Source organism: Nocardia sp. MH4 (assembly GCF_019266065.1).
Taxonomy (GTDB): Bacteria; Actinomycetota; Actinomycetes; order Mycobacteriales; family Mycobacteriaceae; genus Nocardia; species Nocardia canadensis.
On the sequence record NZ_LPNR01000097.1, the window covers coordinates 52,735 to 70,698 of the forward strand.

The 17,964-nt window shown below is 70.5% G+C and carries 20 protein-coding genes; 7 read left to right on the top strand and 13 right to left on the bottom strand.

The genetic code is table 11. From position 1 onward, the window contains the following. Nucleotides 1-37: 37 nt before the first annotated feature. Both ATM97_RS14110 and ATM97_RS14115 read right to left on the bottom strand, forming a co-directional pair. Nucleotides 38-1,471 carry a DHA2 family efflux MFS transporter permease subunit gene (locus ATM97_RS14110; RefSeq protein ID WP_218718464.1) on the bottom strand — a complete coding sequence of 478 codons (1,434 nt, stop codon included), beginning with the start codon at nt 1,469-1,471 and terminating at the stop codon, nt 38-40. A gap of 46 nt (nt 1,472-1,517) precedes the next feature. After that, nucleotides 1,518-1,994 (bottom strand): MarR family winged helix-turn-helix transcriptional regulator, encoded by a 477-nt coding sequence (locus ATM97_RS14115; RefSeq protein WP_218718465.1) that lies wholly within the window; start codon nt 1,992-1,994, stop codon nt 1,518-1,520. 120 nt (nt 1,995-2,114) lie between these two features. Between ATM97_RS14115 and ATM97_RS14120 the strand changes: the two genes are divergently transcribed. Further along, nucleotides 2,115-3,125, top strand: a complete 1,011-nt coding sequence (locus tag ATM97_RS14120) for an LLM class flavin-dependent oxidoreductase (RefSeq protein WP_218718466.1) — start codon at nt 2,115-2,117, stop codon at nt 3,123-3,125. A gap of 13 nt (nt 3,126-3,138) precedes the next feature. Here ATM97_RS14120 and ATM97_RS14125 read toward each other — a convergent pair whose 3' ends face one another. Beyond that, the gene (locus tag ATM97_RS14125) at nt 3,139-3,747 is read right to left on the bottom strand and encodes a DUF4126 domain-containing protein (protein ID WP_218718467.1); all 609 of its coding nucleotides are present in this window, start codon (nt 3,745-3,747) and stop codon (nt 3,139-3,141) included. Between the two features lie 155 nt (nt 3,748-3,902). On the opposite strand from ATM97_RS14125, the gene ATM97_RS14130 reads away from it, so the two are divergent. From ATM97_RS14130 to ATM97_RS14145, 4 genes are all read left to right on the top strand, one after another. Beyond that, complete coding sequence (locus ATM97_RS14130) at nt 3,903-4,379, top strand: DUF1772 domain-containing protein (protein ID WP_218718468.1); 477 nt, start codon at nt 3,903-3,905, stop codon at nt 4,377-4,379. Nucleotides 4,380-4,414: 35 nt separating this feature from the next. Continuing rightward, the gene (locus ATM97_RS14135) at nt 4,415-4,813 is read left to right on the top strand and encodes a PPOX class F420-dependent oxidoreductase (protein WP_218718469.1); all 399 of its coding nucleotides are present in this window, start codon (nt 4,415-4,417) and stop codon (nt 4,811-4,813) included. A 56-nt stretch (nt 4,814-4,869) separates the two neighbouring features. Further along, a complete protein-coding gene (locus ATM97_RS14140) occupies nt 4,870-5,718 on the top strand; it encodes a helix-turn-helix transcriptional regulator (RefSeq protein ID WP_218718470.1) in 849 nt (282 codons plus the stop codon). Between the two features lie 213 nt (nt 5,719-5,931). After that, complete coding sequence (locus ATM97_RS14145; protein ID WP_218718471.1) at nt 5,932-6,696, top strand: glucose 1-dehydrogenase; 765 nt, start codon at nt 5,932-5,934, stop codon at nt 6,694-6,696. Between the two features lie 107 nt (nt 6,697-6,803). On the opposite strand, the gene ATM97_RS14150 is transcribed toward ATM97_RS14145, so the two are convergent. The 6 genes from ATM97_RS14150 to ATM97_RS14175 all read right to left on the bottom strand — a co-directional run bounded on the left by ATM97_RS14150 (nt 6,804) and on the right by ATM97_RS14175 (nt 12,766). Then, nucleotides 6,804-7,601: an ABC transporter permease gene (locus ATM97_RS14150; RefSeq protein WP_218718472.1), complete on the bottom strand. Its 798-nt coding sequence runs from the start codon at nt 7,599-7,601 to the stop codon at nt 6,804-6,806. A 2-nt stretch (nt 7,602-7,603) separates the two neighbouring features. Continuing rightward, nucleotides 7,604-8,500, bottom strand: a complete 897-nt coding sequence (locus ATM97_RS14155; RefSeq protein ID WP_218718473.1) for a 2-aminoethylphosphonate ABC transporter permease subunit — start codon at nt 8,498-8,500, stop codon at nt 7,604-7,606. 67 nt (nt 8,501-8,567) lie between these two features. Next, nucleotides 8,568-9,785, bottom strand: coding sequence for an ABC transporter ATP-binding protein (locus tag ATM97_RS14160; protein WP_218718474.1), 1,218 nt, complete (start codon nt 9,783-9,785; stop codon nt 8,568-8,570). Between the two features lie 28 nt (nt 9,786-9,813). Then, nucleotides 9,814-10,860 (bottom strand): 2-aminoethylphosphonate ABC transporter substrate-binding protein, encoded by a 1,047-nt coding sequence (locus ATM97_RS14165; protein WP_218718475.1) that lies wholly within the window; start codon nt 10,858-10,860, stop codon nt 9,814-9,816. 87 nt (nt 10,861-10,947) lie between these two features. Beyond that, the gene (locus ATM97_RS14170; protein ID WP_218718476.1) at nt 10,948-11,631 is read right to left on the bottom strand and encodes a phosphonatase-like hydrolase; all 684 of its coding nucleotides are present in this window, start codon (nt 11,629-11,631) and stop codon (nt 10,948-10,950) included. Nucleotides 11,632-11,638: 7 nt separating this feature from the next. Then, complete coding sequence (locus tag ATM97_RS14175; RefSeq protein ID WP_218718477.1) at nt 11,639-12,766, bottom strand: TIGR03364 family FAD-dependent oxidoreductase; 1,128 nt, start codon at nt 12,764-12,766, stop codon at nt 11,639-11,641. Nucleotides 12,767-12,862: 96 nt separating this feature from the next. Here ATM97_RS14175 and ATM97_RS14180 point away from each other — a divergent pair, with 96 nt between their 5' ends. Continuing rightward, nucleotides 12,863-13,585: a GntR family transcriptional regulator gene (locus tag ATM97_RS14180; RefSeq protein WP_218718478.1), complete on the top strand. Its 723-nt coding sequence runs from the start codon at nt 12,863-12,865 to the stop codon at nt 13,583-13,585. Between the two features lie 4 nt (nt 13,586-13,589). Here ATM97_RS14180 and ATM97_RS14185 read toward each other — a convergent pair whose 3' ends face one another. Next, nucleotides 13,590-13,949: a DUF4254 domain-containing protein gene (locus tag ATM97_RS14185; protein ID WP_019048160.1), complete on the bottom strand. Its 360-nt coding sequence runs from the start codon at nt 13,947-13,949 to the stop codon at nt 13,590-13,592. A gap of 427 nt (nt 13,950-14,376) precedes the next feature. Here ATM97_RS14185 and ATM97_RS14190 point away from each other — a divergent pair, with 427 nt between their 5' ends. Then, nucleotides 14,377-15,240 carry a helix-turn-helix transcriptional regulator gene (locus ATM97_RS14190; RefSeq protein WP_218718479.1) on the top strand — a complete coding sequence of 288 codons (864 nt, stop codon included), beginning with the start codon at nt 14,377-14,379 and terminating at the stop codon, nt 15,238-15,240. Here the strand turns inward: ATM97_RS14190 and ATM97_RS14195 are convergent. The 3 genes from ATM97_RS14195 to ATM97_RS14205 are packed head-to-tail and all read right to left on the bottom strand — an operon-like array spanning nt 15,234 to nt 17,841. Then, complete coding sequence (locus tag ATM97_RS14195; protein ID WP_374104857.1) at nt 15,234-16,037, bottom strand: ABC transporter permease; 804 nt, start codon at nt 16,035-16,037, stop codon at nt 15,234-15,236. The genes ATM97_RS14190 and ATM97_RS14195 overlap by 7 nt on opposite strands. A gap of 5 nt (nt 16,038-16,042) precedes the next feature. Continuing rightward, the gene (locus ATM97_RS14200; protein WP_374104858.1) at nt 16,043-16,873 is read right to left on the bottom strand and encodes an ABC transporter permease; all 831 of its coding nucleotides are present in this window, start codon (nt 16,871-16,873) and stop codon (nt 16,043-16,045) included. A gap of 50 nt (nt 16,874-16,923) precedes the next feature. Further along, nucleotides 16,924-17,841, bottom strand: a complete 918-nt coding sequence (locus tag ATM97_RS14205; RefSeq protein ID WP_218718481.1) for a thioesterase domain-containing protein — start codon at nt 17,839-17,841, stop codon at nt 16,924-16,926. Nucleotides 17,842-17,964: the final 123 nt, after the last annotated feature.

Consider the following 17,964-nt stretch of genomic DNA (forward strand, 5'->3'; position numbering starts at 1 on the left):
GCGGGCGACGCTCCTCGATCGCCCGGCGGTCGGCCGGTCAGAACGCGGGGACCGCGTCCGCCGCCGGGGTGACTTCGGTGGCGGACCGCGTGCGGCGCAGCACCGTCACGCTGACGAGCAGCGCCGCTGCGAGCAGCCCGGCCGCGACGGTGAACGCGAGCCGGTAGCCGCTGGTCAACGCGACGGCTTCGGTAGCACCCGAGGCGAGTTGGGCGCCGGTCCTGGTAGCGGCGAGGGTGGACAGGACCGCGATTCCGATCGCCATCCCGACCTGCTGAGTGGTGTTGAACAGGCCAGAGGCGAGCCCGGCGTCATCGGCCGAGGCACCCGACATGCCCAGTGCGGTGAGCGCGGGCAGCACCAGGCCGCCACCGGCGATCAACACCATCATGGGCAGCAGATCGGTGACATAGTCGGCGTCGACGGGCAGCCGCATCAGCCACGACATGCCGACCAGCAGCAGCACCAGGCCGGCGATCAGCACGGCCCGTTCGCCGAAGCGTGTCATCAGCCGGGCCGAGGCGAACAGCGATACCCCGCCGATGGCGACCGCGGCGGGCAGCATGGCCAGACCGGTCTGCAAGGCGTTGTAGCCCAGTACCTTCTGCAGGTACAGCGCGACGATGATCTGGAAGGCGAACATCGCCGACAGCGTCAGCATCTGCGCCACATTGGCGCCGGAGACGGCGCGCGAGCGGAAGATCCGCAACGGCAGTAGCGGCTTGCGCGCGGTGGCCTGCCGGACGACGAACGCGACGAGCAGCGCGACGGCCGACGCCGCGAGCCCCAGGGTGCGTGGCGACACCCAGCCGTACCGCTCGACCTCGACGATGGTGTAGATCCCGAGCATCAGACCGGCGGTGACCAGGACGGCCCCGAACACGTCGGCGCCCGCCGCCCACCCCAGACCGGGATCGGCCGGCAGCGCCCTAACGGCGACGAGCATCGTCACCAGCCCGATCGGCACATTGATCAGGAAGATCCAGTGCCAGTTCAGCGCATCGGTGAGCACGCCGCCGAGCACCTGCCCGATCGAGGCCCCGGCCGCGCCGGTGAAGCTGAAAATGCCGATGGCCGTGGCCCGTTCACGCGGTCCGGGAAAGATCGTGACCAGGATGCCGAGCACCACCGACGCGGCGATGGCGCTGCCGACGCCCTGCAGGAAGCGGGCCGCCACCAGCATCGCCGGGGTGGTCGCCGCTCCCGCCAGCAGCGAGGCCGCGGTGAAAACGACGGTGCCGGTGAGGAACATCGTCTTGCGGCCGATCAGGTCGCCCAGCCGTCCGGCCAGCAGGAGCAGTCCACCGAAGGCGATCAGGTAGGCGTTGACGGTCCAGCTCAGGCCGGCGGGCGAGAAGCCGAGATCCGCCTGGATGGCGGGCAGCGCGACGGTGACGATGCTGCCGTCGAGGATGGTCATCAGCGTCGCCGCCGACAGCACCGCCAAGGCGATGCGCTGAGAAGAGGTCATGAAATGACCGTACTAGATAGTTTCGTTGCAGACAATCTATAACGGACTATTGCCGGGCGCGCCGCGCGGGAGCCGCCTCCACCGCGGTGGACAGATGCCCCTCCACCAGCAGATTCAGCGCGCGAACCAAGGTCTCCCGCTCGCCTTTCGGCAACGATTCGAGCGCCGCCCGATGCACGCCGTCCACGATGTCGGCACTGCGCGCGGCCAGCTTCGCCCCCGCGGGCGTCACCGCGATGATGCGCGCGCGACGGTCGGTACTCGACGGCTTGCGCTCGGCCAGACCCGCCTTCTCCAGCGCGTCGACGGTGACGACCATGGTCGTCTTGTCCATGTCGCCGAGCTCGGCGAGCTGCGCCTGGGTCCGCTCGGCCTCGAGCGCGTGCACCAGCACGCAGTGCATGCGGGCCGTGAGCCCGATCTCGGCCAGCGCGGCCGCCATCTGGGTGCGCAGGACATGACTCGTACGGTCGAGCAGGAAGGACAGGTCGGGTTCGGTGCGCGTCGTCGCGAGGGCGGTCATACCGTCACTATAGTTTTGTAATAGATAATCTGCATACCTCCACATCCGCGGGAATTTTTTCCGGACCACGGTCCGTTTAAGAGGTGGCCGGAGCAGACCGCATCCCGAGACGAGGTTCACATGGAACTGGGGCTGACCACCTTCGCCGAGCTGTACCCCACCGGCGATCGGCCCGCGCCGACCGCCGCCGAGCGGCTGCGCCAGGTCGTCGACGAGGCCGTCGCCACCGAGGCGGCGGGCCTGGACGTCTACGGCGTCGGCGAGCACCACCGCAAGGACTTCGCGGCGTCCTCGCCCGCCGTCGTCCTGGCGGCCGCGGCGGCGCGGACCGAGCGCATCCAGCTGACCAGCGCGGTCACCGTCCTCAGCTCCGACGACCCGGTCCGGGCGTATCAGGACTTCGCGACACTGGACGGGCTGTCGAACGGCCGGGCCGAGCTGATGGCCGGGCGCGGCTCGTTCACCGAGTCGTTCCCGCTGTTCGGCTACGACCTCGCCGACTACGACGACCTGTTCGAGGAGAAGCTGGCGCTGCTACTGCGGCTGCGCGAGGAAGAGCCGGTGACGTGGTCGGGCCGGTTCCGCGCGCCGCTGCGGGACGCGACCGTCTACCCGCGCACCGACGACCGGCCGCTGCCGGTCTGGATCGCGGTCGGCGGTAGTCCGGAGTCGGTGATCCGCGCCGGCCTGCTCGGCCTGCCGCTGGCGATCGCGATCATCGGCGGTCAGCCGGCCAGGTTCACACCGCTGGTCGAGCTGTATCACCGCGCGCTCGCCGAGGGTGGCCACGAGAAGCAGCCGGTGGCGGTGCACGCGCACGGCTATGTGGCCGATACCGACGAGCAGGCGGTGGCCGATTTCTACGCGCCGTACGCGCTGGCCATGTCCACCATCGGTCGCGAACGCGGCTGGGGCCCGATGACCCGCGAGCAGTTCGACGCCTTACGTTCGCAGAGCGGTTCACTGTTCGTCGGCACGCCGGACTACGTGGCGGGCAAGATCGCCGAGGTCCGCGACACCCTCGGCCTCGACCGGTTCATGCTGCACACCAGCGTCGGCACGCTCCCGCCGGAGCAGGTCCTGCACAGCATCGACCTGCTCGGGACGAAGGTCGCCCCGCAGGTGCGCTGACCTCCCCGAGCGCCTACTCGAGCGCCGCGTCCAGCTCGCCCCGGCGGGCGGCGCGGCGTTCGCGACGCCGGCGCAGGTAGCGGCGGATGCGGCTGGCACAGGCGTAGACCACCCACAATCCGATCGCCAGCGAGACGGCGGCGATCACCGCGGCCAGCACGGGGAAGAACACCGCGAGGGTGATGACGCCGCCGACGCCCAGGTCTTCGGCGGTACTCACCGCGATATTGGTGACCGGTTCCGGCGAGGTGTTGATCGCCATCCGGGTACCGGCTTTGACGATGTGGCTGGCCAGGGCCGTCGTGCCGCCGACCGCCGCGGCGAACAGCGTGGGCAGCGAGTCGTCCTGCCCGGCGATCAAGGCCGCCACCACCGCTCCGGACGCGGGCCGCACGACGGTGTGCACGGCGTCCCAGAACGAATCCAGATACGGGATCTTGTCGGCCACGGCCTCGATCACGAAGAGGATGGCAGCGGCGACGAGCACATCGGTGCGTTCGAGCCCGGGCGGCACGTCCTCGGCCCAGCCGATCCGCCCGAAGAATCCGAGCAGGAACACCACCGCGTACGCGTTGATCCCGCTGGCCCAGCCCGCGGTGAAGATCAGAGGTAGCACCGACACCTGCTCAGCGTAGGCCCGTCCACCGACTCCGCGCGGCCGCCGAGCGGCGCTGCGACAGCGCTCCGAAATCTAGCATCGCTAGACACGCTAGCGCTCGAATGTTACCGTTGCTCTCGCTTCTAGCGACGCTAGATTTCACGAAGAGGGAGCCCGCCATGCTCGTTGTCACCGGCCAGATCATCGCCACCGTCGCCGTCCTCGCCAATGCCGTCGTCTACGGCACCGATGTCTGCGGTGCCGTGATCATGCGGTCCGTCTACCGCAAGCTCGATGACGCGACCGTGACCGTGAGCGCGGGGTGGGGTCACTACTACGGCGACAAGCGCATGCCGATCGCCGGGGTGGGCGGGGTGGTCACCGCGGTACTCACGCTGGTGATCGCGCTGTCGGCCGGCCAGCTCGGCGCCGCTGTCGCGGCCGGGATCTCGGTGGCCGCGCTGCTGACCTGGCTCGCCTTCTATGTCCGCGTCGCCAAGCCGATCAATTCCCAGCAGACCGCCGCCGCGCTCAGCGGCGTCATTCCGGCCGATGCCCGTGCGCTGCAGGACAAGTGGGACAGCATCCTGAAGTACCGGGTCACCTTGCAGTTCATCGCCATCGCCGGCCTGTGCGCCGCGCTGATCCTGTTCTGACCGCACCGACATCGCAGACACCGAGGAGTACCGAGATGACCTTCACCATCAATGAACAGCAGTTCCTCGCCGAGGCGGGAATCGGCAGGCTGGCCACGGTGTCGCCCGACGGCGTCGTCCAGAACAACCCCACCAACTATCGCGTGAACGCCGACGGCACCATCGACATCGGCGGCATGCGGATGCGAACCAGTCGCAAGTACCGCAATGTCGAAGCGGGCAGCCGGGTCTCGTTCGTCGTCGACCAACAGGTCTCGGCCGAGCCCTACGTGATCCGCGGCATCGAGGTGCGCGGCAAGGCGGTGGCACTCGAGGACGAGGAGCCGCCGTTCCCGCACCAGGAACGCGTGGTCCTCCGAATCCACCCCGACCGGGTCATCTCCTGGGGCATCGGCGGTGGATCCTTCGACTTCACCAGCCGCCGCCCGGAATAGCCTGGCTCCTCCGCGCCGCCTCGCCGAGACCGGGGCGGCGCGGTTAGCGTGGTGGGATGGCCAGTGCAGCATCCACCCACCGTCGCGAGCAGCTCCGCGACTTCCTGCGGTCGCGGCGGGAACGGGTCGGGCCGACGGACGTCGGACTACCGGCGGCGGGTCGGCGCCGCACCCCGGGATTGCGGCGCGAAGAGGTCGCGATGCTGGCCGGGGTTGGGGTGTCTTGGTACACGTGGCTCGAGCAGGGGCGCGACATCACGGTCTCGGGGGAAGTCCTCGATGCGGTGGCGGGCGTGCTCCGGTTGAGTGTGCCGGAGCGGGCGCATCTGTACCTGCTCGCCGGGCTCAACCCTCCGCCCCCGAGCGCCACGCCGGGGACCGAGGTGACGGTCGAGATCCGGCAGCTGATCGACGGCTGGGAACGTGGGCCCGCCGTGGTGCGGGACCGGTACTGGAACATCCTGGCGTTCAATGCCCTCGCCGGGCGGGTATTCGGCTGCGACGACGGCGAACCGCACAACTGCCTGATCACCTTCTTCACCAGCCGGCGGTATCGTGGACTGCCCGAGCTGTGGGACGCCGCGGCGCCGGGGGTCGTCGCGGCCTATCGCGCCGACGCCGCCCTCGCCCCACACGATGACGAATTCCACCGGGTGGCACGCGAACTCGCCGCCGCCGAGCCCGACTTCGCGCGACTGTGGGAACGGCACGAGGTCGGCGTGCCCGCCCAAGCCGTCAATGCCCTGCACCATCCCGAAGTCGGCGAGTTGTTCTTCGACGCGACCACGCTGACCGTCGCCGACCACCCGAATTGGTCTGTCGTGCTCTACAACCCGAAGCCGGGCACCGACACCGACGAACGGCTCGCCCGCCTGCCGCGTCTGCGCCTGACCGAATCCGCCTGACCCACGACGCCCTTCCCGCCGGCACGCTCGCGGCGGAACCCGTGGCACCACGGAACGCCGTCCGGCATCGCGCAGTCGGCGGGTGGCCGAACCGACAGCGAGCACGCCGTAGCCACACACGATCCGTGCCGCCGGGGGCGCCGAGCCTGGTGGTTGCACACCCCGGATAACTGCGCACTGTCTACGCGGCGCGTCGACGGCCACGCTGAATCCATGACGCACAACAGTTCTCGATTCGACGGCAAGACGGCGCTGATCACCGGCGGCACCAGTGGCATGGGTCTGGCGACCGCGCGCCGGCTGCTCGCCGAAGGGGCCGAGGTCGTGGTGACCGGGCGCGACAAGGGCAGGCTGGACGCGGCGGTGGCCGAGCTCGGGGCGCGGGCACACGGCATCGCGGGCGATGTCACCGATCTCGACGACCTGGACACTCTGGTGGCCGCCCTCGCCGCTCGCTACGGCCGCCTCGACGTGGTCTTCGCCAATGCGGGCATCGGCTCGTTCCAGCCGATCGACCAGGTCACCGGCGCGTTGTTCGACGAGGTGATCGCCGCCAACGTCAAGGCCGCGTTCTTCACCCTCCAGAAGACGTCGCCGCTGCTGCCCGAGCACGCCGCGATCGTCATCAACGCCTCCTTCGGCCTGCACCGCGGCGTCCCCGGCGCCGCGCTGTACTCGGCGAGCAAGGCCGCTGTCCACAACCTGACCCGCACGCTCGCCGCCGAATGGGCGCCGCGTCGGATCCGCGTGAACTCGGTCAGCCCCGGCTATATCGACACCCCGGCCTTGCGCGCCGAACTCTCCGACGCCGCCCAGGCAGGTGTCGCGGGCCTGTCCCCCGCCGGTCGAGTGGGCACCGCCGATGATGTCGCCGCCGCCGTCGCCTTCCTGGCTTCCGCCGACGCCGCCTACGTCAACGGCCACGACCTGCGCGTCGACGGCGGCCTCACCGCCGTCGACGCCGCCGCCCTCCTGTGAACGACACCTGGTCGGACGCCGGCGCGAGGCCACCGTCTCCCGCGGAGGTCCCCCGGGTCGGTTCCCGGTGGCGGTGACGGCTGGCGCCCGCCTCGTACCGGAACGGATCAGCGCAGCGCGGCCCGTCCCCGCACCCGACCGAGGACGACCAGGACCACCAATGTCACGACGACGAGGACCGTGGTCCCGGCCGCGGCGTCGAACACTTCGCCGCGGTCGGTCTGGGCGAAGATGCTGACGGGCAACGTCTTCCAGGTGGCCGGGTAGACCATGATCGTCGCGCCCAGCTCACCCATGGACAGCGCGACGGCCAGACCGGCCGCCGCCCCGAGGGCGGGCAGCAGCAACGGCAGGGTGATCTGGCACAGCACACGTACCGGCCCGGCGCCGAGGGATTCGGCGGCCTGCCGGTACGCCGGGTCGAGCCGGTCCAGCGCGGCGGACACCGCGCTGAACGCGTACGCCAGCACCAGCACCGCGTGCGCCACGATCACGATCCACTTGGTGCCGCCGAGCAGCAGCGGGCGCTCGTTGAACGCGATGAGCACACCGAGGCCGACCGCGACCGAGGGCACCGCGACCGGCAGGTGGAACACCGCGTCGGTCACCCGGCGCAGCCAGGCCGGCGCTTCCCGCGAGGCGAGCGCGGCCCAGGTGCCGAGGACCAGCGAGATCGCCCCGGCCAGCAGGGCGGTCTGCAGGCTCACCGACAGACTGGCGGCCTGCTCGCCGGTGAGCGCGTTGCCGATCGTGGTGAAGCCGAGGTCCGAGGGCAGCGGGCCGGTCCAGCTACCGGCCAAGGCGGCGGCGACCACCGTGGCGATCGGGGCGACGAACACCACCGCGACCACCAGCCCGAACACGCCGAGCACCAGGGCCTTTCCCCGAGGAGTCCACACGAGCACGATCAATCCCCCTTCGGGCGAGCGGTGAACCGGGCGAAGACGAGCCGGTAGGTCAGGTACAGGGAGAGCGAGAGCAGCACCTGCACCGAGGCCAGCACCGCGGCGCCGGGCAGATCGAAGGTGACGATGCCGCGGGTGTAGATCAGCGCGGGCAGCGTGATCACCCCCTTCGCCCCGGTGAACAGCACGATGCCGAACTCGTTGAGCGTCAGCAACAGGACCAGGCTGCCGCCCGCCGCGAGCGCGGGCCACGCCTCGGGCAGCACCACCTGCCGCAGCACCCGCCACGGCGAGGCGCCCAGACTGGCGGCCACGTCGAGCTGTTCGCGCGGCAGCTGCGCGAACGCGGCCAGCACCGGCCGCACCACGAACGGCGTGAAATAGGTGATCTCGGCCAGGATCACCCCGAGCGGTGTGGTGAGGAAATCGACGACCGGCTGGGTCGCGCCGGTCAGCTCGGCCAGCAGGGCGTTCACCGCGCCCGCCGTGCCGTAGAGGAAGGTGAACGCGAGGGTGATCAGGAACGAGGGCAGCGTCAGGATGGTGTCGATGAGCCTGCCGACCAGGCCCGCACCGGGAAACGGGACGAACGCGAGCACGATCGCCAGGAACGTCCCGAGCACCAGGCAGCCCGCGGTCGCGCAGACGGCGATGGACACGGTGCGCCACAACGCGTCCCGGAACGACTCCGAGCCAAGCACCGAGGTCCACACCTCGGTGCCACGCCCGGCCGGGGTCCGCGTCGACTCGGTGAGCACCCGCAGAATCGGGTAGCCGGCGACGCCGAGCACGACCAGCACCGGGGGCAGGGTCCACAGGATCGGCAGCCAGGAGCGCGGCGAGCCGGATGCTGTCGGTGCCGCGGCGGGGACGGGCGGATCGAGGACGGGAGTGCTCACCGCGCCGCCTCCAGCGCACCGCGCCGCGTCGCCACGCGCCGCTCCCCGGGGTCGACCGTCGTCGCGCTCATGACGCGTCCGCCGGACCGGCGGCGACGGAACCGGGTGTCCCCCGGACACTCTCGCCGACGCTGTTCGGGATCAGGACCCCCGCCGGGTCGGGCAGGCGCACGCCGACCGCCGCGCCGACCTCGGTGGTGAAGTGCCCCGGGACATCGACGGCCAGCTCCCCCGGCAGCCCGTCGACCGCCAGCTCGACCCGGGTCGACGCACCGCGCCACACCGAGGTCAGCACGGTGGCCCGCAGGGCGTCCCGGTCGCCGGTCGCGCCGAGGGTGATGGTGTGCGGCCGAAGACACAGCAGCGCCTCGTCGTTCGGCGCCCAGTCGGCTCGGCCGACACCGGGCTGCGGGGCCTGCGCGCGCAGTGTGGCGGTGCCCGCGGTGACCAGCGCCGCCGTGCCGGTGACGTGGTTGACGGTGCACGGCACCAGGTTCGCGCCACCCAGGAAGGCGGCGGTGAAATCGGTGGGCGGTCGCTGCCACAGGTTCTCGGCGGTATCGACGTCGACCAGCCGGGCATCGCGCATCACCGCGATCCGGTCGGCCAGCGCCAGCGCCTCGGCCTGATCGTGGGTGACGTAGAGCATCGCGGTGTCGGGCAGGGCCTTGCGGAGTCGCTGCAGTTCACCGAGCATCGAGTGGCGTAGCTGCGCGTCGAGCGCGGCCAATGGCTCGTCCAGCAACAGCACCGCGGGCCGGATGGCCAGCGCACGGGCGATCGCCACCCGCTGCTGCTGCCCACCGGACAGTTCCCGCGGCAGCCGCCGGGCGTAGCCGGCCATCCCGACCATCTCGAGCGCCTCGGTGACCCGCGCGCCGATCTCGGCTCGCGGCACCCGCTGCGACTTCAGCCCGAAGGCGACATTGCCGTGCACGCTCAGGTGCGGGAACAGCGCGTAGGACTGGACGACGACCCCGATCCCGCGCTTGGCGGGCGACAGATCGGTGACCTCGCGCCCGGCCAGCCGGACCGCGCCCGAGGTGGGCCGGACGAAACCGGCCAGCGCCTTGAGCGCGGTCGACTTGCCCGACCCGCTCGGGCCAAGCAGCGCGACGGTCTCGCCGACGGCGACGCGCAGGGTGAAATCGGTCAGCGCGACCGCGGCCTTGCGGCCCCGGCCGTAGCTGACCCCGACCCGGTCGAACACGATCGCCGGTTCGTTCGTGGCCGACCCGGTGCGGGCGGCGGTAGCGGACTTCGTGCGGAGGTCACCGTCGGACATCGTCTACTCCCTTACAGCACAGCCGGATTCAGCTGCCGGTTGCCTTCTGGTACGCCGCGACATCGGCGTCCAGCTCGGTGAGGACCTTGTTCCAGTCGACCGCGACCACCTCGACGCCGGTCAGCGTGGCGGCCGGACCGCCCTCGGCGGGGGCCTTCACGTCGGTGCGCGGGGACACCGCGAAGGCCTCCGGGCCGAGCTTGCTCTGCGCGTCGGTGGCGAGCAGGAAGCTCATCAGTTTCGTGGCGTCGTCCTTGTGCGGCGCGCCCTTGGCCAGGCCCATCACGTACGGCACCGACACGGTGGAGCGCTTGCCAGCGGTCGCCGGGAAGAAGACGTTGAACTTGGAGCCCTTCTCCTGCACCGTGGTCAGGTTCATCTGCACGTCACCGTTGGCGATCAGCAGCTCACCCTTGTCGACCTTGGCCTGCAGCTTGCCGGTCGAGGAGGACGGGCCGACGTTGTTGGCCTGCAACGCGGCCAGGTAGTCCAGTGCGGCCTGCTTGCCGCGCAGCTGCTGCAGCAGCACCAGCACGGCGGTACCGTCGCCGGCCTGGCCGGGGGTGGAGTACTGCAGCTTGCCCTTGAACTCCGGCTTCAGCAGGTCCTCCCAGGTCAGCGCGGAGGCGTCGACCGAGGGGTTGGCGATGAAGCACAGGTAGTTGTTGGCCAGGGTCACGTAGGTGCCCTCGGCGTCCTTGTCGGTGGCCGGGATCGCGGCGGTGTCGATGCCGCTGGGCTGCAGCAGTCCGGACTGCTTGGCCTTCTGGATGAACGGCGGCAGGGTGACGACCACGTCGGCCTGCGGGTTGGACTGCTCCTTGTCGACGCGGTTCACGACCTCGCCGGAACCCGCCTCGACGAGGTTGACCGCGATGCCGGTCTGCGCGGTGAACTCGGCGAACCGGTTCTTGTACCAGCCACCGACACCGTCGGCGGAGTAGACGGTGACGGTCTTGCCGTCCGCGGATTCGGTGCCGGTGCCGCCGCAGGCCGCGGTGAACGCGACGGCGGTGACGCCGGCCAGCAGCAGCGCGACCTTGGACAGGCGGCGCGCGGTGAGGGAAGTACGCACGATTACAGCAACTTTCGTCTCGTTGTCGAGGGGGAATCGCAGGGACGGTGGATCTTCGAGACACCGCGACGGGTTGCCGCGGCGGAGTCAGGGCGCCAGTACCAGCGCGGGGAAATCGGCGACCGAGGCGACGACATGGGTCGCGCCGGCGGCGCGCAACTCGTCGGCGGTGTGCGCGCCGGTGAGGGTGCCCGCGACGATGCCCGCGCCCGCCGCGAGGCCGGTCGCGATGTCGCTGGTGGTGTCGCCGAGCACGGCGATCCGGTCGACCGCGTCGACGCCGAGGCGCAGGGCCGCGGTGAGGACCATGTCGGGGTACGGGCGGCCACGCCCGGCGTCCGAGGGGGCCAGCGTGAGGTCGGCCAGGTCGGCCCACCCGAGAACGGCCAGCAGCTTGTCCTGGGTGCTGCGGCTGAAGCCGGTGGTCAGCGCCACCCGCACACCCGCCGCGCGCACCGCGGTGATCGCCTCGACCGCACCGGGAATCGGCGCGATGTCGGCCTCGTCGATCAGCGCGTCGTAGGCGGACTCGAACGCGAGGTTGGCGGCCTGGGCGGCGTCCTCGTCACCGAGCAGGGCGCGGAAGACCTCGATCTTGGACTGCCCCATGGTGTCGAGGACATAGCGGCGAGCCTGCTCACGACGCGGGCCGTCGGGCTCGATCCCGGCGGCGGTGGCGGCGGCCTCGAAGGCGCGCAGGACCAGGCCGCCATCGGCGACGGTGGTGCCCGCCATGTCGAGTACGGCGAGCTGAATCATGGTGTCCGGCATTGCTTCCTCACAGTCCGATCTGGTCGGCGGTCTGCTCGCCGATGGCGGGGCCCAGGGTCATGCCGCGGCCACCGGGGCCGGTGACGACCCAGACGTTGGTGTCGGCTCGTACCCGGGTGACGATGGCGTCGGGATCGACGCTCTGGCTGTAGACACCCGCCCAGCGCCGCACCACGCGCGGCAGCCTGCGGCCGAGCAGTTCCTCGGTGACCTCGGTGAGGTGGTCGTAGGGCGCCTCGTCGACGTCGAAGGCGAACGGCTCGGTGTACTCGTGGGTGTCGCCGATGGTCAGGCCGCCGTGCAGCCGCTGCACACACAGCAGCTGCATCTTGTGCTCGGCGGCCGTGGCGGTCTGCGACTGTTCCAGCGCCAGCGAATCCACCTGCGCCCCGGCGAATCCCGGGTAGTAGCGGAAGCTGTCGCCGTCGGCGATCGCGGTGGTGAGCGGTTCGTCCAGCGGCGCGGTCTGCATCATCTGCAACCGCACCCGGCGCACCGGCAGCTCGCCGGCCAGTTCGCGGGTGAGCCCGGAGTGGGCGGCGCCGGGGCAGTGCACCACCAGGTCGGCCTGGTGGCGGCGGCCGTGATCGTCGACGACGACGGCGCCGGATCCGGTGTCGAGGACCGAGCGGGCCTCGGTGCCCTCGTGGAAGGCGTAGCGGCCGCTGCCCGCCATATGAGCGCGCAACGCGGGCAGCGCCTGGCGTGATTCCACCGCGGCGTCGGTCGAGCAGTGCAGTCCGGCGAGGTATTTGCCGCGCAGCGCCGGATTGAGCGCACGCACCTGGTCGGGGTCGAGCAGGGTGAAGCCGCGCGCCGGTGCGGTGGCGCCCGCGGCGGCCACCTCGGCGACGGCCAGCTCGGCGGGCGTGCGCACCAGCGTGATCGAGCCGGCGGGACGGAAGCCGACGCCGGCCACCCGGCCACCGATCTCCTCCCACAGCTCCCGCGAGCGCAGGGTCAGCTCCAGCTCCCCCGCCGCCCGGCCGGACACCCAGACCAGGCCGAAGTTGCGCACGGTCGCGCCGCGCGCCTCGCGTTCGCGTTCGAGCTGGACGACCTCGTGGCCACGGGCGATCGCCGCCCAGGCGTGTGCGGTGCCGAGTATCCCTCCACCGATGATGACCAATCGCATGTCAGCGATGATGGCAAATGGTCTAGACCGATAGGTGTTGGCTGCGAGAACGGCAGGTTAAGTTTTGGTATAGACCAATCGAGTAGGCTGGCGGGCATGGAGACACCGCACACCACGCGCGTTCCGAAGGTGTTCCTGGTTCGCACCGAAATCGACGCCATCCTGGCCGATCTCGACGAAGGCGACCCGGTGCCGTCCGAACGCGACCTCGCCACCCGGTTCGGCGTCGCCCGCGAGACGGTGCGCCAAGCCCTGCGAGAGCTGCTGGTGGAGGGCAGGATTCGGCGGCGCGGGCGTGGCACGGTGGTCTCCCGCCCCAAGCTGACCCAGCCGCTGTCGCTGCGCTCCTACACCGAGGGCGCGATCAGTCTCGGCCGCACCCCGGGCCGCATCCTGGTCACCTGGGAGGACGTCGCCGCCGACGCGGAGACCGCCGTCGACCTGGAACTGGAGCCGGGTACGCACGTGATGCACCTGGAACGCGTGCTGCTCGCCGACGGTGAACGCATCGGGCTGGAGAGCACGTATCTGCCACTGCACCGCTTCGGCGGCCTGCGTGGCAGCTACGACCCGACGACGTCGCTGTACGCCGCGATCCGCGCCACCGGCGTGGAACTCGCCGGTGCGCGGGAACGCATCGAAACCGTACTGGCAGCGCCCAGAGAAGCGGGCCTGCTCGAATGCACAACGGCGTTGCCGATGTTGCTGTTGCATCGACGCAGCGTCGATGCCGACGGCGCACCCATCGAACGGGTGCGCTCGCTGTACCGGGGCGACCGCGTCGCCTTCGAGGCGAGGCTGTCACCCGAGCACGAGTAGCCCGTTACTGCTCGGGCAGCCGTCGCCGTCCGCCCGCCACATCGGTGACCAGGTCGGTATAGCCGTCGACGAGTTCGGCGAGGTGGTACCAGTGCTTGTGCGTGCTGTCGCTGCGCGCGCCGTCGAGATCGATGGCCTGGTTCGCGTCGACCCAGCTGCGCGCCATCCGGTCGACCACCGCACCGAGGCTCTCGGTGTGCAGTGACGCGCCGTTGCGGTGCAACGGGATCTCCTGGACGATCCAGTCGTTGATGTCGTCGACGAGTTCGCTGCGACGGCAATCGATTTCGGCGATCAGCGCGGCGTCGCGCACCTGTGCTCGCCGTTCGTGCAGTTCAGCCAGTGCGTGCGCCGACCGCAACAATTCTCGATCTTGAAAACGCCTGCCCTGGAATGCGCACAACAATTGCGGCGCAGTCGGCAGTACCCCCATCACCGGCGCGCTCATCGCAACGCCCCGAATTCACCCGACACCCAAGATTTGTGTACCAACATGATTGGCTCTCGATTCGGTTATCCCGGTCTTCTGTTCGGATTGCTCGCAACCAGGCTAACTGGATCATGCTCGCTCACACTGCGAAACGCAAGATTGCGTTGTCAGCCTTGCGGTAAAGCCGCCCTGACAGAACCGATGGTCACATCCGCACGGCGGCACCGGTTTACGGCGTGTCCGCACGCACGCCGACCTTCGGCTATGCGTCGGAGGCATCGTTCTCGGCCGATCGCGTGACATCGGCGCCGCACAGCGCAATAATGCGATTCACGAAGCGCGCCACAGGCGAAGGGGAACCATGGCAGGCAAGCGCACGACACTGACCGTCCGACTACGCCGGCTCGCCGCGATGTTGCGCGAGTTGCGCGAAACGGCGGGTCTGAGCAAGGAAGATGTCAGCGCTCGCACCGGCATCAACGTGACCACGCTCTATCGCATCGAAATGGCGCAGGCCCGCCCGCAACGCCGCACTCTCGGCGCGATGCTCGACCTGTACCAGGTCACCGAGAAAACGCGAGAAGAAGCGCTCAGCCTGCTCAGCGACGCGCTGAAACCCGGTATGTCGCACGCCTACGAAGGCGCGGTATCCGACGTCTACGCCACCTACATCAACTTCGAGGCGGAAGCCCTGTCGGCCCGCCAGTACCAGACCTCGACGGTGCCCGGCCTGCTGCAGACCTACGAGTACGCGGCCGCCGTCATCGATACCTCCATGCCCCGCCTCGACGCCGCGACCATGGAGAGCCGCGCCAAGGCCAGGATGGACCGCGCGGTCAACCTGTCCAAGGAGGATCCGCTCGAACTGTGGGTCGTGATGGACGAGGCGGCCATCCGCAGGGTCGTCGGCGGGCCCGCCGTGATGGCCGGGCAGCTCGACCGGCTGATCACCGAGACCAAGCGCAAGAACGTGATCCTGCAGATCCTGCCGTTCGACGCGGGCGCCCACCCCGGCATGGCCGGCTCGTTCACCCTGCTCGACTTCCGCAACCCGGTCGACCCCGAACTGGTGTACGTGGAGAGCCTGGCGATCGACACCCTCGTCGAGGGCCATTCCGAGATCCGCCGGTTCGGCGTGATTTTCGACCAGCTGCGCGCGATGGCGCTGAGCCCGCGCGATTCGGCCCTGCTGCTCGCCGACGCGCGCGCCGCGATCGCTCAGTAGCGACTGGCGCGCCGGAACCCGACCGCGGCCGGTAACGCGAACACCGCGATCGCGCCCAGCGACCAGGCCAGCGTCGCCAGCAGCGGGCCGCGCACCGGTCCGCCCAGCGCGAGTCCGCGCATGGTGTCGATCGCGTGGGTGAGCGGATTGTGCTCGACCAGCGGACGCGCCCAGCCGGGATAGGCCCGCAGCGGGACGAACCCGGTGCTGAAGAACATCAGCAGCGACGAGCCCAGCGAGATGACCTCGACCAGCGCGGTTTTCGACGTATACACCGCCAGCGCGGTGACCATGGTGGCGAAACCGAGACCGTAGAGCAGCGGGATCGCGAACAGGGCGAGGGCGGCGAGCGGCCCCTGGGTGAAGCGGAAACCGAGCACGGTTCCGACAGCGAAGATGGCCAGCGTGCTCAGCGCGATGCGCGCGCACTCGGCCACCACCCGCGACAGCAGGCCCGAGGCGCGGTGCACCGGCAGCACCCAGAACCGCGCCAGCAGACCCTCGTCACGCTCCCGGCCCAGGGTCACCGCACCGGCGAGCGACCCCGACATCACCCCGACCAGCGCGAGCATCGGCACCGAGCCGTAGAGCGCGTCGGCGTCGGCGAAGGCCGAGACCTGGGTGCCCAGCACCGAGTTCAGCATCACCAGCAGCAGCGACGGGAACACCAGCGCCTGCATGACGGTCAGCGGGTCCCGGTACCACCGCATCAGCAGGCGCTTGGCCTGGATCGAGGTCTGCGGCAGCAGCATCCGCAGCGATTCGGTGCGCCGGGTGACCATCGGCAGGGCGGCCATGCCGGTCATCCGCGCCGCCGGACCGCGCGCAGCCAGGCCAGGGCACCGCACCCGAGCAGCATCCCCAACGCCCAGGCCAGGCCGGGGCCGAGCGTGGCGAGGTCGACCGTGCCCGCGTCGCCGGTGGAATCGCCCGCCAGCGCCCGCAATCCGGTGACGAACTGCGAGACCGGCTGATTGCGGGCGTAACCCTGGATCCAGCCGGGGAACTGGCTCGCCGGGGCGAAGCCGGTGGAGACCATGCCCAGGATCAGCTGGGGCAGCACCAGGATCTGAGTGGTGGCTTCCGGACTCGTCGTCACGCTGCCGAGCAGATCGGCGCCGCAGCACAGCGCGAGCGCGATCAGCAGCGACAAACCGACGAAACCGACGGTATGCCACCAGGCTCCGTGGAAACGGAAACCGACCAGCGTGCCACTGACCAGGGCGGCGGTCACCGCGACCACCGACCGCTGGGTCGCGGCGGTCATCCTGGCCGCGAACGGCACCCACCGCGGCATCGGCAGCGTGGCCAACCGCAGGTCGAGACCGTCGCGGGCATCGGTGGCCGAGCGGAAGGCGGCGGCGATGGCACAAAACGACACCGCCTGCAGGACGATCATCGGCATCAGGAACTGCGCGTAGCTGCTCAGCCCGTGCCCGTACTCGCTCATGACCAGGTTCAGCGGCACGTAGAAGCCGAGGGTGAAGACCACCGGCGCGAGAATCGCGGTGAGGATCTCCCCGGTCCGCCAGGACGGCCGGATCAGGCGCAGCGACAACACCCACCATTGAGTGAACGCCGAGCTCGGTGGCCGGTCCCGGCGCATGATCACCGGGTCGGCCGATATCCGCACCGTCCCATCATGAGTGATCCCGTCGGCGGGCGCCGGGGATCCGGGCGCGGTCAGCATGCCGTGCGCCCAGCCGCGGCGGCCGTCGCGAGGACGCGGGCGAGATCGGGCAGCAGGTCGGGGGCGGTCAGCTCGTCCGGAGTGGCGTCGAGCACGAAGCCGGTCACCGCGCCCTCGACATAGCGGTGCCAGTTCCGTACCACGGCTTCGGGATTCGGCCGTGCGGTACCGTCGGGCTCGCGACCCGCCACACCGACGATGAGGTCACCGGTCAGCACCGAAGGGTGGTGGCCGGCCACCATCCGGGCCGCCGCGTCGGCCGCCTCGGTCAGGCGATCCAGATCGGCGCCGGTCAGTTCTACGGTGCCCGCCAGCGCCCGGACGAGGACCGCGGCGGTCTCCTCGGGCGACAGGCCTGCGGTGTCGGCCTCGACAGCGAGCAGCGGGCCGAAGCGGTACACGAACTCCCCGGCCGTCGCCCGCGGTGGCGGGACGGCCTCGCACGCGGCGGGGTCGGCGTGGAGCACGACGACGTCGACGTGTTCCCCGGCCGCGCGCAGCAGCACCGCGATCTCGTGGGCGACGAAACCGCCTGCCGACCAGCCGAGCAGCTGATACGGGCCGTGCGGGGCGATCCCCCGGATCTCGGCGACGGCGCGGGTGGCGGATTCGCGGACGGTGCGCGGCGCCGCGGTCGTGACCGGCGCCTGGATCCCGTAGACGGGGACGCGCGGATCCAGGTGGTCGAGCAGGCCGGCGTAGCTCCAGGCCAAGCCCGCCTCGCCAGCCAGACAGAACAGTGGGGCGCCGTCGACGTGCGGGCCGAGTGGCCGGATCGGCACCATCGACGCAAGGGCCGACGCCCCGGCACGCCGGTCGTCGAAGGTGGGCACCGCCGGACACGATTCGGGTTCGTCCGGCGCCCAGACGCAGCCCGGCCGGGTGCCGGAGGGATCGGCGGGAGAGCTCACAACAAAGGATACGTCGTACGAAACCGTCTCCGGCCCACCAGTTTCGGGGGCATCCACCGACCGCTGCCGACCGTACTCAGTGGCACCACGAGCCACGAACGGAACCGATCGCCTACCGGACGC

What these genes read in the sequence shown, in the direction of transcription:
- ATM97_RS14170 (WP_218718476.1), bottom strand. Translation starts at nt 11,631, where the DNA reads ATGCCGGACACCATGATTCAGCTCGCCGTACTCGACATGGCGGGCACC.
- ATM97_RS14160 (WP_218718474.1), bottom strand. Translation starts at nt 9,785, where the DNA reads ATGTCCGACGGTGACCTCCGCACGAAGTCCGCTACCGCCGCCCGCACC.
- ATM97_RS14140 (WP_218718470.1), top strand. Translation starts at nt 4,870, where the DNA reads ATGGCCAGTGCAGCATCCACCCACCGTCGCGAGCAGCTCCGCGACTTC.
- ATM97_RS14175 (WP_218718477.1), bottom strand. Translation starts at nt 12,766, where the DNA reads ATGCGATTGGTCATCATCGGTGGAGGGATACTCGGCACCGCACACGCC.
- ATM97_RS14180 (WP_218718478.1), top strand. Translation starts at nt 12,863, where the DNA reads ATGGAGACACCGCACACCACGCGCGTTCCGAAGGTGTTCCTGGTTCGC.
- ATM97_RS14130 (WP_218718468.1), top strand. Translation starts at nt 3,903, where the DNA reads ATGCTCGTTGTCACCGGCCAGATCATCGCCACCGTCGCCGTCCTCGCC.
- ATM97_RS14120 (WP_218718466.1), top strand. Translation starts at nt 2,115, where the DNA reads ATGGAACTGGGGCTGACCACCTTCGCCGAGCTGTACCCCACCGGCGAT.
- ATM97_RS14195 (WP_374104857.1), bottom strand. Translation starts at nt 16,037, where the DNA reads ATGGCCGCCCTGCCGATGGTCACCCGGCGCACCGAATCGCTGCGGATG.
- ATM97_RS14135 (WP_218718469.1), top strand. Translation starts at nt 4,415, where the DNA reads ATGACCTTCACCATCAATGAACAGCAGTTCCTCGCCGAGGCGGGAATC.
- ATM97_RS14190 (WP_218718479.1), top strand. Translation starts at nt 14,377, where the DNA reads ATGGCAGGCAAGCGCACGACACTGACCGTCCGACTACGCCGGCTCGCC.
- ATM97_RS14115 (WP_218718465.1), bottom strand. Translation starts at nt 1,994, where the DNA reads ATGACCGCCCTCGCGACGACGCGCACCGAACCCGACCTGTCCTTCCTG.
- ATM97_RS14145 (WP_218718471.1), top strand. Translation starts at nt 5,932, where the DNA reads ATGACGCACAACAGTTCTCGATTCGACGGCAAGACGGCGCTGATCACC.
- ATM97_RS14110 (WP_218718464.1), bottom strand. Translation starts at nt 1,471, where the DNA reads ATGACCTCTTCTCAGCGCATCGCCTTGGCGGTGCTGTCGGCGGCGACG.